The sequence below is a fragment of the Serratia sp. CY27727 genome, from assembly GCF_052169275.1.
Classification (GTDB): Bacteria; Pseudomonadota; Gammaproteobacteria; order Enterobacterales; family Enterobacteriaceae; genus Serratia; species Serratia sarumanii.
In genome coordinates, this window is sequence record NZ_JBJNLB010000009.1 from 92,046 (window position 1) to 105,425 (window position 13,380).

At 59.4% G+C, this 13,380-nt stretch carries 11 protein-coding genes; 9 read left to right on the forward strand and 2 right to left on the reverse strand.

The genetic code is table 11. The features are described 5' to 3' along the window. The first annotated feature begins 211 nt into the window (after positions 1 to 211). From ulaG to glpD, 6 genes are all read left to right on the forward strand, one after another. The gene (ulaG, locus tag ACJ8HB_RS19565) at positions 212 to 1,276 is read left to right on the forward strand and encodes an L-ascorbate 6-phosphate lactonase (RefSeq protein WP_047571714.1); all 1,065 of its coding nucleotides are present in this window, start codon (positions 212 to 214) and stop codon (positions 1,274 to 1,276) included. A gap of 112 nt (positions 1,277 to 1,388) precedes the next feature. Beyond that, on the forward strand, positions 1,389 to 2,144 hold the full coding sequence (ulaR, locus tag ACJ8HB_RS19570; protein ID WP_033636329.1) for an HTH-type transcriptional regulator UlaR: 756 nt from the start codon (positions 1,389 to 1,391) through the stop codon (positions 2,142 to 2,144). An 84-nt stretch (positions 2,145 to 2,228) separates the two neighbouring features. After that, complete coding sequence (gene glpE, locus ACJ8HB_RS19575; protein ID WP_019455180.1) at positions 2,229 to 2,555, forward strand: thiosulfate sulfurtransferase GlpE; 327 nt, start codon at positions 2,229 to 2,231, stop codon at positions 2,553 to 2,555. A 171-nt stretch (positions 2,556 to 2,726) separates the two neighbouring features. Next, positions 2,727 to 3,563 carry a rhomboid family intramembrane serine protease GlpG gene (gene glpG / locus ACJ8HB_RS19580; RefSeq protein ID WP_047570206.1) on the forward strand — a complete coding sequence of 279 codons (837 nt, stop codon included), beginning with the start codon at positions 2,727 to 2,729 and terminating at the stop codon, positions 3,561 to 3,563. Between the two features lie 50 nt (positions 3,564 to 3,613). Beyond that, complete coding sequence (locus ACJ8HB_RS19585; RefSeq protein ID WP_004930797.1) at positions 3,614 to 4,372, forward strand: DeoR/GlpR family transcriptional regulator; 759 nt, start codon at positions 3,614 to 3,616, stop codon at positions 4,370 to 4,372. A gap of 247 nt (positions 4,373 to 4,619) precedes the next feature. Continuing rightward, complete coding sequence (gene glpD, locus ACJ8HB_RS19590) at positions 4,620 to 6,128, forward strand: glycerol-3-phosphate dehydrogenase (protein ID WP_033654445.1); 1,509 nt, start codon at positions 4,620 to 4,622, stop codon at positions 6,126 to 6,128. 76 nt (positions 6,129 to 6,204) lie between these two features. Here the strand turns inward: glpD and ACJ8HB_RS19595 are convergent, their stop codons facing one another. Then, complete coding sequence (locus tag ACJ8HB_RS19595; RefSeq protein WP_047570204.1) at positions 6,205 to 7,122, reverse strand: LysR family transcriptional regulator; 918 nt, start codon at positions 7,120 to 7,122, stop codon at positions 6,205 to 6,207. Between the two features lie 111 nt (positions 7,123 to 7,233). Here ACJ8HB_RS19595 and ACJ8HB_RS19600 point away from each other — a divergent pair, with 111 nt between their 5' ends. The 3 genes from ACJ8HB_RS19600 to ACJ8HB_RS19610 all read left to right on the forward strand — a co-directional run bounded on the left by ACJ8HB_RS19600 (position 7,234) and on the right by ACJ8HB_RS19610 (position 10,744). Continuing rightward, the gene (locus ACJ8HB_RS19600) at positions 7,234 to 8,046 is read left to right on the forward strand and encodes a phytanoyl-CoA dioxygenase family protein (protein WP_047570203.1); all 813 of its coding nucleotides are present in this window, start codon (positions 7,234 to 7,236) and stop codon (positions 8,044 to 8,046) included. Between the two features lie 84 nt (positions 8,047 to 8,130). Then, entirely contained in the window at positions 8,131 to 9,318 is a 1,188-nt protein-coding gene (locus tag ACJ8HB_RS19605; protein WP_047570202.1) for a M20 aminoacylase family protein, read from the forward strand. An 85-nt stretch (positions 9,319 to 9,403) separates the two neighbouring features. Next, positions 9,404 to 10,744 carry an MFS transporter gene (locus ACJ8HB_RS19610; protein WP_047570201.1) on the forward strand — a complete coding sequence of 447 codons (1,341 nt, stop codon included), beginning with the start codon at positions 9,404 to 9,406 and terminating at the stop codon, positions 10,742 to 10,744. A gap of 70 nt (positions 10,745 to 10,814) precedes the next feature. Here ACJ8HB_RS19610 and glgP read toward each other — a convergent pair whose 3' ends face one another. Continuing rightward, on the reverse strand, positions 10,815 to 13,262 hold the full coding sequence (gene glgP / locus ACJ8HB_RS19615) for a glycogen phosphorylase (RefSeq protein ID WP_033636332.1): 2,448 nt from the start codon (positions 13,260 to 13,262) through the stop codon (positions 10,815 to 10,817). Positions 13,263 to 13,380: the final 118 nt, after the last annotated feature.

Sequence of the window (13,380 nt, forward strand, 5' to 3'; positions counted from 1 at the left end):
CACTCATTTTATTACCCATTGAATTTAATAGCAGTAACCAGGAGAAGCATAAGCGCCATGGGCAGTGTCGCACGCGAATAAGGCGGCGTTAACGGGAGTTAAGATCGTTGTCAGCTGAAAAAAACGATGCTAGATTCAATCAAAACAAGTCACATAAAATCTAAATGTGATTACTTATGATTTTATCATCACCGACAATGAGGAAAAACCCATGAGTAAAGTCAACGACATCACCCGCGAGTCCTGGATATTGAACACCTTTCCCGAATGGGGCACTTGGCTGAACGAAGAGATAGAGCAGGAGAAAGTCGCGCCCGGCACCTTCGCCATGTGGTGGCTGGGCTGCACCGGCATCTGGCTCAAGTCTGAAGAAGGCGCCAACCTGTGCGTTGATTTTTGGTGTGGCACCGGCAAGCAGAGCCACGGCAACCCGCTGATGAAAACCGGCCACCAAATGCAGCGCATGGCGGGGGTGCGGAAACTGCAGCCGAACCTGCGCACCACCCCATTCGTACTCGACCCGTTCGCCATCACCCAGCTCGACGCCGTGCTGGCCACGCACGATCACAACGACCATATCGATGTGAACGTCGCGGCGGCCGTGTTGCAGAACTGTCCCGAATCCGTCCCGTTTATCGGGCCGAAAAGCTGCGTGGATATCTGGATCGGCTGGGGCGTGCCGCCGGCGCGCTGCATCACCGTCAAACCTGGCGACGTGATAAAAATCAAAGACGTCGAAATTCATGCGCTGGATGCTTTCGATCGCACGGCGCTGATCACATTACCGGTGGAACAAAAGGCCGCGGGCGTACTGCCGGACGGCATGGACCTGCGTGCGGTCAATTACCTGTTCAAAACGCCGGGCGGCAACCTTTATCACAGCGGCGATTCTCACTACTCCAACTATTACGCCAAGCACGGCAACGATCACCACATTGATGTCGCCCTCGGCTCCTACGGCGAGAACCCACGCGGCATTACCGACAAGATGACCAGCGCCGACATCTTGCGTATGGCGGAGTCGTTGAACGCCCAGGTCGTGATCCCCTTCCACCACGATATTTGGTCGAATTTCCAGGCAGATCCGCAGGAGATCCGCGTGTTGTGGGATATGAAAAAGGACCGGCTCAAGTACGGTTTCAAACCGTTTATCTGGCAAGTTGGCGGCAAGTTCATCTGGCCACAGGACAAAGACAATCTGGAATATCACTATCCGCGCGGGTTCGATGATTGTTTCACCCAGGAACCCGACCTGCCCTTCAAGTCTTTCTTGTAATCAACCGGTGTTGCATACTGATGCGCGCTTTTGAACGGCAATGATTCAAATCGTCAAACGGCGCGCATATAATCGAAGACAACGACGTTCTTCTCACCCTGATGGAGCCCGCATGACAGAGTCCCAACGCCACAATGCCATTCTCGATCTCTTGCATCGCAAGGGGCAAATCTCCGTGGCGGACGTGATCGCGGCGTTTGACATCTCTCCGGCCACCGCGCGCCGGGACATCAACAAACTGAATGAAATTGGCAAATTGCGCAAAGTGCGCAACGGCGCCGAAGCCACGCAAACCCCGCGCCCGGCCTGGACGCCGCTCAACATCCACCAAACCCAGCATCTCGACGAAAAAATGCGCATCGCGGCAGCGGCGGCGCAACTCTGTCAGCCGGGCGAAAGCGTGGTGATCAACTGCGGTTCCACCGCATTTCTGCTGGGGCGTGAAATTTGCGGCAAGCCGGTTCAGGTGATCACCAACTACCTGCCGCTGGCCAACTACCTGATCGAACAGGACCATGACAGCGTGGTGATCATGGGTGGCCAGTACAACAAGACTCAGTCGATTACCCTGGCGCCTCAGGACGGCGACGCGACGCTGTACGCCGGGCACTGGATGTTCACCAGCGGTATCGGCCTTACCGCCGAGGGTTTGTATAAAACGGATATGCTGACCGCCATGGCGGAGCAAAAGATGCTCAACTACGTCGGTAAACTGGTGGTGCTGGTCGACAGCAGCAAAGTCGGCCAACGCGCCGGCATGCTGTTCAGCCGCACCGAGCAAATCGCCATGGTGATCACCGGCCGCGCTGCCAATCCGGCGATCGTTGAGCAACTGCGTCAACAGGGCGTTGAAGTGCTGCTGGTGTGACAAAACCACACCCTTGCTCTGGTCTTAAACGCCGCAGAGTTGGTTACAATAGCGGCGTCCCCCAATTACGAGGCAGTCAGCAGTATGGAACAGTTCGAAGCGATCAACGTTGAGCAAGCGTACGCCCGCTGGAAAGAGGGCAGCGCCGCCCTGGTCGACATCCGCGATCCGCAAAGTTTTGAAGCCGGGCATACGCCGGGCGCCTTTCACCTCACCAACGCCACCCTGTCGGCCTTTATGCAGCAAAACGACTTCGAGCGGCCGGTAATGGTGATGTGCTACCACGGCAACAGCAGCCGCAGCGCGGCGCAGTATCTGCTGCACCAGGGGTTCGACGCGGTCTACAGCATCGACGGCGGCTTCGAGGCCTGGGCCCGCCAGTATCCGCAAGACGTGGAAACCTCTGCCTGATCCCCGCCGCCCGCCGTGCGTCGGCGGGCTTCCCCTTCGATTTTGTGCGCGTTTTCGCGGGTTTTTCGCAGATCCGTTTGCCAGCGCTCAGGATTTCGACGTTATAATCGACCGTCAGGGTCGCCGGCGGGCAAGCCGCGGCCAAAATCATTCACTTACGACGGAAGAGCAATGGTTAGAGTAATCGCCGTATCCAACCCGCGCCTGGCGCTGGCCTTTGTCGACTATATGGCGACCCAGGGCATCCGGCTTGAGCTGCGCAACAGCGGCGAGGCGGCGGAAATCTGGCTGGCCGACGACGTTCACCTCGAGCAGGTGCAACACGAGCTGCAGCAGTTTCTGACCGATCCGCTCAACCGCCGTTATCAGGCCGCCAGTTGGCAGACCGGCCATACCGACGCCGGCCTGCACTATCAGAGCGAATCCTATCTGCACACCCTGCGCAGCAAGGCCGGGCCGCTGACGCTCGGCGTGATGGTGCTGTGCATCGCGGTCTATATTCTGATGCAGGCGCTGGGCGACGACACCGTGATGTACTGGCTCTCTTGGCCGCAAAACAGCAGCCAATACACGCAGCTGTGGCGCTGGGTCAGCCATGCGTTCCTGCACTTCTCCCTGCTGCATATTCTGTTTAACCTGATGTGGTGGTGGTATCTCGGCGGCCAGATGGAAAAACGCCTCGGCGCCGGCAAGCTGTTCGTGCTGGCGGTGGTGTCGGCCTTCTTCAGCGGCTGGGCGCAATCGCTGTTCAGCGGCGCGCTGTTCGGCGGGCTGTCGGGCGTGGTTTATGCGCTGATGGGCTATGTATGGCTAACGGGTGAACGGGCGCCAGAGCGCGGCCTGATACTGCCGCGCGGCCTGATGGCGTTCTCGGTGCTGTGGCTGGTGGCCGGATATTTCGATATTTTAGGAATGTCGATCGCCAACGCGGCACACGTAGCCGGTTTAGTGTTAGGGTTATTGATGGCATTTTGGGATACGCGCCATCGCGCACACAACGAACAATAACAGCCGGGAGCTGTGCCCAGCGGGCATAGCGGGCGTTTTAGGGGATTATCGTGAAGCAAACACAGCGTCATGACGCAATTATCGAGCTGGTGCGCCTGCAGGGTTACGTCAGCACGGAAGAGCTGGTCGAACATTTTGACGTCAGCCCGCAAACGATTCGCCGCGATTTGAATGACCTGGCCGACCAGAACAAGATCCAGCGTCACCACGGCGGCGCGGCGCTGCCTTCCAGCTCGGTCAACGCTGCCTATAACGATCGCAAGGTGATGTGGTCGGAAGAGAAGGCCCGCATCGCGCAGCGCGTCGCCAGCCAGATCCCGGACGGCGCCACGCTGTTCATCGATATCGGCACCACGCCGGAAGCGGTGGCCCATGCGCTGATGAACCACAAGAACCTGCGCGTGGTCACCAACAACCTCAACGTCGCCACCCTGCTGACCGCCAAGGAAGACTTCCGTCTGATCCTGGCCGGCGGCGAAGTGCGCACCCGCGACGGCGGCATCATGGGCGAAGCCACCCTGGACTTTATCTCCCAATTCCGCCTCGATTACGGCATTCTCGGCATCAGCGGCATCGATATGGACGGTTCGCTGCTCGAATTCGACTATCACGAAGTGCGCACCAAACGCGCGATTATCGAAAATTCCCGCTGCGTGATGCTGGTCACCGACCACTCCAAATTCGGCCGCAACGCCATGGTCAACCTGGGCAACATGAACCTGATCGACTACCTGTTTACCGACCAGCTGCCGCCGCCGAGCGTGATGAAAATCATCGAGCAGTACGACGTGCAGCTGGAGCTGTGCTGATCCGCCGTTAATCCGCGGGGCGCGCCGCCGCCCCGTTTCCCACCCCCGACGCCCCCTTTTCGACAGCCGTTTGCCCGCCCGCGCCATATCCTTATCATTTATGTGCCTATCATCACCAAACTGTTACCTTTATCACGCCTAAATGTTTTTGTTTGGTTAAGTCTTGGCTTGCTTGTTGGTTTTTGATTACAATCATGAGCGAAAACGAACATGAAAGAGCTATTTCGAACATCTGGAGGAAGATGACGTGGAAACCAAAGACTTGATCGTTATCGGTGGCGGCATCAACGGTGCCGGCATCGCGGCGGATGCTGCCGGGCGCGGGCTGTCGGTACTGCTACTGGAAGCGCAAGACTTGGCCTGTGCTACGTCTTCCGCCAGTTCCAAACTGATCCACGGTGGCCTGCGCTACCTGGAACACTACGAATTCCGTTTGGTGAGCGAAGCGCTGGCCGAACGTGAAGTGCTGCTGAAGCTGGCGCCGCACATCGCGTTCCCAATGCGTTTCCGCCTGCCGCACCAGCCGCACCTGCGCCCGGCCTGGATGATCCGTATCGGCCTGTTCCTGTACGATCACCTGGGCAAACGCACCAGCCTGCCGGGCAGCAAGGGCTTGCGCTTTGGACCAGAGTCGGTGCTGAAGCCTGAATTGAAGCGCGGTTTCGAATATTCCGACTGCTGGGTCGACGATGCTCGCCTGGTGGTGCTGAACGCGCAGGAAGTGGAAAAACGCGGCGGCGAAGTGCGCACCCGCACCAAAGTGACCCGCGCATGGCGTGAAAACGGCATGTGGATGGTGGAAGCGGTCGATATCGACAGCGGCAAAACCTTCACCTGGCGCGCCAAAGGCCTGGTGAACGCCACCGGCCCGTGGGTGAAAAACTTCTTCGACGACGGCCTGAAGCTGAAATCGCCTTACGGCATCCGCCTGATCAAAGGCAGCCACATCGTGGTGCCGCGCGTACACGATCAGCCGCAGTCTTACATTCTGCAGAACGAAGACCACCGCATCGTGTTCGTGATCCCGTGGAATGACGAGTTCTCCATCATCGGCACCACCGACGTGGAGTACAAAGGCGATCCGAAGGACGTGAAGATCGACGAGAACGAAATCGCTTATCTGCTGAAAGTGTACAACGATCACTTCAAGAAGCAGCTGGGCCGCGACGACATCGTCTGGACTTACTCCGGCGTGCGTCCGCTGTGCGACGACGAATCCGATTCGCCGCAGGCGATCACCCGCGATTACACGCTGGACGTGCACGACGAACAAGGCAAGGCGCCGCTGCTGTCGGTCTTCGGCGGCAAGCTGACCACCTACCGCAAGCTGGCCGAGCACGCGATGGAAAAACTGGCCCACTACTACCCAGGCTGCGGCCCGGCGTGGACCAAAAACGCCACGCTGCCGGGCGGTGACATCGGCGGCGATCGCGACGGCTACGCAGCCAAATTGCGCCGCGCCCACGGCTGGTTGCCGGAAGCGCTGGCGCGCCGCTATGCCCGCACCTACGGTAGCCAGAGCGAGCTGATCCTGGCCGGCGCCAACGGCCTCGCCGATCTGGGCGAAGATTTCGGCCACGGTCTGTATGAAGCCGAACTGCGCTACCTGACCGAGAAAGAGTGGGTCGTAGAGCTGGACGACGCCATCTGGCGCCGCACCAAGCTGGGCATGTGGCTGGACGAAGCGCAGCAGGCGCGAGTGAAAGCCTGGCTGGCGGAACACGCGAAAACGAAAACGCTGTCTCTGGCTTCCTGAGCCGCAGCGTAACGAAGAAAGGGCCGGTTATCCGGCCCTTTTCTTTTTCTATTTGCCGTCCACATCGGCAACGTCGCTAAAGGCGCCAGCCGAACCCCGCGCTTTCACCAAACCACCGCATTGCCCGTTCCCGCAGCGCATTGACCAGGGGCGAGTTGCTGCTGGCACGCGGCTCAGCCAGAACAATACGCTGTGGCGGTAACGGTTCTGCAATGGGAAGGATGGCCAATGGCTGTCCATCGTAGCTGTGATCGCCAAAAGGTCGGGTGTAAGCCACGGCGACACCGAAACCGTTGGCCACCAGACCACGCTGCAATTCGAGGGAGTAGGCTTTACTGAGGCGCTGTGGCTGCAGACCGTAGAAGTGAAACAATTCCAGGAAATGTTGTGAGCTGTAGGCTTGATTCGTCAACACCAAAGGGTAGTTACAGAGCTGCCGCAAGCTGACCTCGCCTTGATCAGCCAATGGATGGTCGGCCGGCAACAGTGCATGAGCGGACAGTTCACATAATACGGTGCTGCGTATCCGCTCCGGCAGGCCAAGATCATAGCTGAGCGCCGCGTCCAACGTGCCGTTGCTCAACTGCTTGCTGATTTGGTCGAAACCATATTCACGAATCGAGACACCAATCGCCGGATGACTTTCTTTCAGCCCGCGCAACAGCTGCGGCAGGCAGTAAGGCGCCAAATCCTCAAAACACCCCAGCGTCAGCTCACCGGCCAAGGTTCTGCGCTCGTCGGCCAGGCGTTCCAGCTCGTGCACGCCGGCAACTATCTGCTGGGCCTTGTCCATCGCGTGTCGCCCAAATGGCGTGAGCGTCACCCCTTGTCCCCGCTGGCGCACAAACAGCGCTTTCCCCATAAGCTCTTCCAATTCATTGAGCGCAGCGGAAACCGCCGGCTGCGAGACATTCAAGTGCTCGGCAGCCTGTGTGATATTGCCGTGGCGAGTCACCGCCAGGGCGCAGCGAATATGGCGCAGCGTAATCTTCATAAAAAAACCTGAGGAGCCAGATCGGAACATATTATTTTATTTTTGGAGGGCTCTGACGAATAGTCCAATGGTGGTCGCCGAGATCATGGCGGCCGTCACAAAGGAGCCACTATGAACCAGTCAGTCACCTCTTTGGTCTCAAAGGACGATATCGCTGCTTTCCAACGCGATGGCGCTATTTGCCTGCGTGGTGCGTTCAAAGATTGGATCGAACCTATCGCCGAGGGCATAGCGCGCAATCAGCGTGAGCCGGGGCCATACGCCACTAACGTCGTCGCTACCGGTGAACCGGGCGGTTTCTTCGATGACTACTGCAACTGGGAACGCATTCCCGAATTTGCCGCCGTCGTTCGCGAATCGCCTGCAGCCGGCATCGCGGCGGCGGTCATGCAATCTCCCAGCGCGCAATTCTTTCACGACCATGTGCTGGTCAAGGAACCCGGCACGCAGAAACCGACCCCCTGGCATCAGGACATCCCCTATTATTTTCTCGATGGCGAACAGACCGTCAGTCTGTGGATCCCGGTTGACCCCGTGCGTGAGGCAACCCTGCGCCTGATTGCCGGTTCCCACCAATGGCCGCAATGGGTATTGCCGCTGCGTTGGAAGGACGACGGTAACTTTTACGAGGATGTCAGCCGTTATCGGCCGGTGCCCAACCCGGATATCGAACCCGATATGTCGGTTTTAGAGTGGGAAATGGAGCCTGGCGATGCAGTGCTGTTCGACTTCCGCACCGTACACGGCGCGCGGGGTAACCTTAGCACATCCCGGCGGCGCGTGCTGTCACTGCGCTGGTTAGGCGAAGATGTGCGCTATGCCGAACGCCCGGGGAAAACATCACCGCCCTATCCCTACCATGGTATGCAACCTGGCCAGCGCCTGCGTCCGGATTGGTTCCCTCAGATCTGGCCTGAAACCTAAGCGCGTCCCACCTGCACAATAAAAAAGAGCCTGACAGCGTCTCAGCCGACGATCAGGCCAAACATCGCTGCTGAGGAGAGAGTTATGTCGTTTCACACCATCCTGCCCGAAGTACACGAGCTGATGCCGCCCATGGTGGCGTTGCGCCAGCACCTGCACGCCCATCCTGAATTGAGCGAAGAAGAGTTCGACACCAGTCGTTTGGTCGCGGACAAGCTGCGCGATTGGGGTTATGACGTCCATCACGGCCTGGCGGGAACCGGCGTCGTCGCGTCGCTGCGCAAAGGACAAAGCCAGCGCATTATTGGCCTGCGTGCCGATATGGACGCGTTACCGATCGTCGAAACCAGCGGCCTGCCTTACGCCAGCCGCCACAGTGGCAAAATGCATGCCTGCGGCCACGACGGTCATACCGCGATGCTCTTGGCAGCTGGCCAATGTCTGGCTCAAAGCATCGATTTCGACGGCACCGTGCGTCTTATCTTTCAACCCGCCGAGGAAGGATTCCTGGGAGCGAAGAGAATGGTCGAAGATGGCCTGTTCCAACGCTTCCCCTGCGATGCGGTATTCGCCCTGCACAATTGGCCCGGATTGCCGGTAGGCTGCTTCGGCTTCCTGCCTGGGGCCTTTATGGCCTCGGCCGATACGGTGACGATCCGCATCAACGGCCGGGGCGGCCACGGCGCCATGCCTCACGAAACGGCCGATCCGGTCGTCGCCGCCGCCTCTCTGGTCATGGCATTGCAAACCGTCGTCGCGCGCAATCTGCCGCCGTTGGACATGGGTGTCGTCGGAATAGGGTCAATTCATGGCGGCGGCAGTTCTACGGTAGTGCCAACCTGCGTAGAACTGGCGATCACCGTCAGAGCGCTGAAGGAAGCCACGCGCCGCCTGTTGTTGCAACGCATTGAAGCCCTGGCGCATGCCCAAGCAGCAGCCTTTGGCACAACGGCCGAAGTCACCGTCGATGCCAATGCCTATCCGGTGCTCTACAACCACCCTGAAGAAACCGATCTGGCTCGCTCGGTGGCGCTCTCATGGCTCGGGGAGGATGGCGTGGTTCCCGACATGCAGCCGATGACCTGCAGCGAGGATTTCTCTTTCATGCTGAAGGCCTGCCCCGGCAGCTATCTGATCATGGGCAACGGCCAAGGGACGGAAGGCGGTTGTCCGTTGCACAACCCCGGCTATGACTTCAATGACGCGGCGCTGCCCTATGGGGCCAGTTATTGGGTGAAGCTGGTGAGCACGTACCTCAAACCCGCCGACTGATTCATCGCCTGCACCGTTCATTCAGGCCGGGCACATTCTGCCCGGCAGCTCACCCTGAGCCTCCCTTGTCTGCAAGGAGAACGTCATGACCGCCACTTCCACCCTCTCCGCACCGAGTGCGGGGGCGAACCTGTACGCTTCACGCCGGCGAGTCATCACCGGCACCACAATTGGCAACGCCCTGGAGTTTTTCGACTTCACGGTATTCAGTTTTCTGATGTTGTTTATTGGCCCGCTGTTTTTCCCCGCCGCTTCAGCCTATGGACAGTTGTTGTTGACCACGGGCACGTTCGGCGTCGGTTTCCTTATGCGGCCGATTGGCGCGCTTCTAATCGGCTCTTATTCCGACCGCTTCGGGCGACGCTCGGCGATGGCGCTGACCCTGTTTCTCATGGGATTGGGTTGCGCCATGATGGCTCTGGCGCCAACGTATAAACAAATCGGCATGATGGCGCCTTTAATCATTGTGCTGGCGCGTTTGATACAGGGCTTTGCCGCCGGCGGGGAAGTGGGTGCGGCCACCACCTTACTGGTAGAACATGCGCCGCCTGCGCAAAGAGGGTTTTACGCCAGTTGGCAGTTCGGCAGCCAATCGCTAGGCATTTTTCTTGGCGCCGTCATGGTCGCCGCGCTGGTGGCCGGCCTGGATCAACAGGCGATGAGCGATTGGGGATGGCGGGTGCCGTTTTTCATCGGCATGCTCACCGCACCGGTAGGATGGTATATACGGCGTCATCTGGAAGATACCCTCATCATTGGCTTGCCCACCCAACAGGCCAAACAGCATGCCGCCTGCCGCAGCCCGCTGCGCGAACTGTTCGGACAACACAAACTGACGTTGGTTAAAAGCGTACTGCTGATGCTGGGCGCCATGGTCTCGACCCAAATCATCGCTTTTTATATGCCGGCCTATGCCGCCCGGGTGCTGGGTCTGCCCACCACCTCCAGCCTGCTGGCCAGCGTCGTCGTGGGCATCACCTGTTTTCTGCTCTCGCCACCGGTCGGCTGGCTGGCGGATCGCTATGGGCGCAAACGGGTGATCTTTTACTCGCGGCTGCTGACGCTGGTGGCGATTGTCCCCAGCTTCCAGTGGCTGAACGCCGCGCCCAGCCTTTTCAACCTACTGCTGATCATCGGCCTGTTATCCATGTTGTTAACCCTGCAAACGGTGCCAGGCATTACCATGCTGCCGGAGATGTTTCCCAAATCGATCCGTACCACCGGCATGGCGGCAGCTTACGGCATTGGCGTTTCGGTATTTGGTGGATTCGCGCAGTTCTTCGTGACCTGGTTACTGCAGGTGACCGGTCAGCCCCTCGCACCAGCCTGGTACATGATGGCGACAGTCGCCCTGTCCACGCTGGCGCTGCTGTGGATACGCGATCGTACCGGCGAAGATATCGATCGCATCACGAGTGAGAATTAGCGCCAAAATAAAAACGCGCCCGATAGAATTTATCGGGCGCGTTTGCCAAACGGGTGACATCAATAAAGCATCACAGCTTCACTGGCTGAATGTGCCAGATTTCATCCGCATATTCCTGAATGGTGCGATCGGAGGAGAAGTAGCCCATGTTGGCGATATTCAGCACCGCGCGCCGCGTCCACTCGTCCTGATTGAGATACACCTCGTCCACCTTGTCCTGCGTGTCCACGTAGCTGCGGTAATCCGCCAGCAGCTGGTAGTGATCGCCGAGGTTGACCAGCGAGTCGAACAAATTGCCGTAGCGTTTCGGCTCTTCCGGGCTGAACACGCCGGTGGCGATCTGCGTCAGCGCCTGATGCAGCTCCGGGTCTTGCTCATAGTACTGGCGCGGGTTGTAACCGTTGCGGCGCAGTTCCTCCACCTGTTCGGCGGTATTGCCGAAGATAAAGATATTCTCCTCCCCCACGTGCTCGCGCATCTCGACGTTGGCGCCGTCCAGCGTACCGATGGTCAGCGCGCCGTTCAGCGCGAACTTCATGTTGCTGGTGCCCGAGGCCTCGGTGCCCGCCAGCGAGATCTGTTCGGACAGATCCGCCGCCGGGATAATGATCTGCGCCAGGCTGACGCCGTAGTTCGGAATGAACACCACCTTCAGCTGGGTATGCACGCGCGGATCGTTGTTGATCACTTTGGCCACGTCGTTGATCAAGCGGATGATCTGCTTGGCGGCATAGTAGGCCGAGGCCGCCTTGCCGGCGAAGATCACCACCCGCGGCACGCGCTCGATCTCCGGATCGTCCAGCAGACGGTTATACAGCGTGATGACGTGCAACACGTTGAGCAGCTGCCGTTTGTACTCGTGGATGCGCTTGATCTGCACGTCGAACAGCGCATCCGGGTTGACCACCACGTTGAGCGTTTTGGCGATGTACAGCGCCAGCCGCTCCTTGTTCTGCCGCTTGGCGCGCTGCACCGCCTGCAGGAAACTCGGGTAATCGACGTTGGCTTTGATCTCGCTCAGCTGGCTGAGATCGGTGCGCCAGGTTTGGCCGATGCAGTCGTCCAACACCGCCGCCAGCGGCGGGTTGGCCAGCGCCAGCCAACGGCGCGGCGTCACCCCGTTGGTTTTGTTGCAGAAACGATTAGGGAACAGCCGGGCGAAGTCGGCGAACAGCGACTGCACCATCAGTTCGGAATGCAGGGCGGAAACGCCGTTGACCTTGTGGCTGGCCACCACCGCCAGCCACGCCATGCGCACCCGGCGGCCGTTGGTTTCGTCGATGATCGAGACCCGCGCCAGCAGGTCGTTGTCGCCCGGCGCCACTTCCTGCACCATCTTGAGGAAGTGATCGTTGATTTCGAAAATCAGCTGCAGGTGGCGCGGCAAGATGCGGCCAATCATGTCCAGCGGCCAGGTTTCCAGCGCCTCGCTCATCAGTGTGTGGTTGGTGTAAGAAAACACCTGCTCCACCACTTCCCAGGCGTCGAGCCACTTGAATTTGTGCTCGTCGATCAGCCGGTGCATCAGCTCGGGAATCGACAAGACCGGGTGAGTGTCGTTGAGGTGAATGGCGATCTTGTCCGCCAGGTTGTCGAAGGTTTTGTGCATCAGCCAATGGCGGTTGAGGATGTCCTGCACCGTCGCCGACACCAGGAAATACTCCTGCCGCAGCCGCAGCTCGCGCCCGGAGGAGGTCGAGTCGTCCGGATACAGCACGCGCGACACGTTCTCCGAATGGTTTTTATCTTCCACCGCGGCGAAATAATCGCCCTGGTTGAACTTGCCGAGGTTGATCTCGTTACTGGCCTGCGCGCCCCACAGCCGCAGGGTGTTGGTGGCGTCGGTGTCGAAACCGGGGATCACCTGATCGTAGGCGATGGCCACGACCTCTTCGGTCTCCAGCCAGCGCGCCTTGGCGCCCTCCTGCTGCACGCGGCCGCCGAAGCGCACCTTGTAGCGGGTGTTGTGGCGCGGAAACTCCCACGGATTGCCGTACTCCAGCCAGTAGTCCGGCGACTCCATCTGTTGGCCGTTGACGATGTTCTGCTTGAACATGCCGTACTCGTAGCGAATGCCGTAGCCGCGCCCCGGCAGCGCCAGCGTCGCCAGCGAATCGAGGAAGCAGGCCGCCAGGCGGCCCAGACCGCCGTTGCCGAGGCCAGGGTCGTTCTCTTCTTCCAGCAGTTCACCCAGGCTCAACCCCATTTCGTTCAGCGCGTTGTCGATATCCTGATAGATGCCCATCGACAGCAGCGCGTTCGACAGGGTGCGGCCGATCAGAAACTCCATCGACAGGTAATACACCTGCCGCACGTCTTGAGACAGCTGGGCGCGGTTGGAACGCAGCCAGCGTTCAACCATGCGATCGCGCACCGCGAACAGCACCGCGTTCAGCCAGTCGTGCCGGTTGGCGATGGCCGGATCCTTGCCGACGATAAACATCAGCTTATAGGCGATGGAGTGTTTCAGCGCTTCCACACTGACCGTAGGTGAGGTGTAACTAAACGGTGAAGTCATGGCTTTTTAATCCCTTGTAGGGAGCCCAGCCATTCGCCGCGGAATAGCGGGCCCCGCTGAACATGGACGCGGCACGCCGCGCCCCGACAATCAACCCAAACGGCTGCCCGCCGCGCGT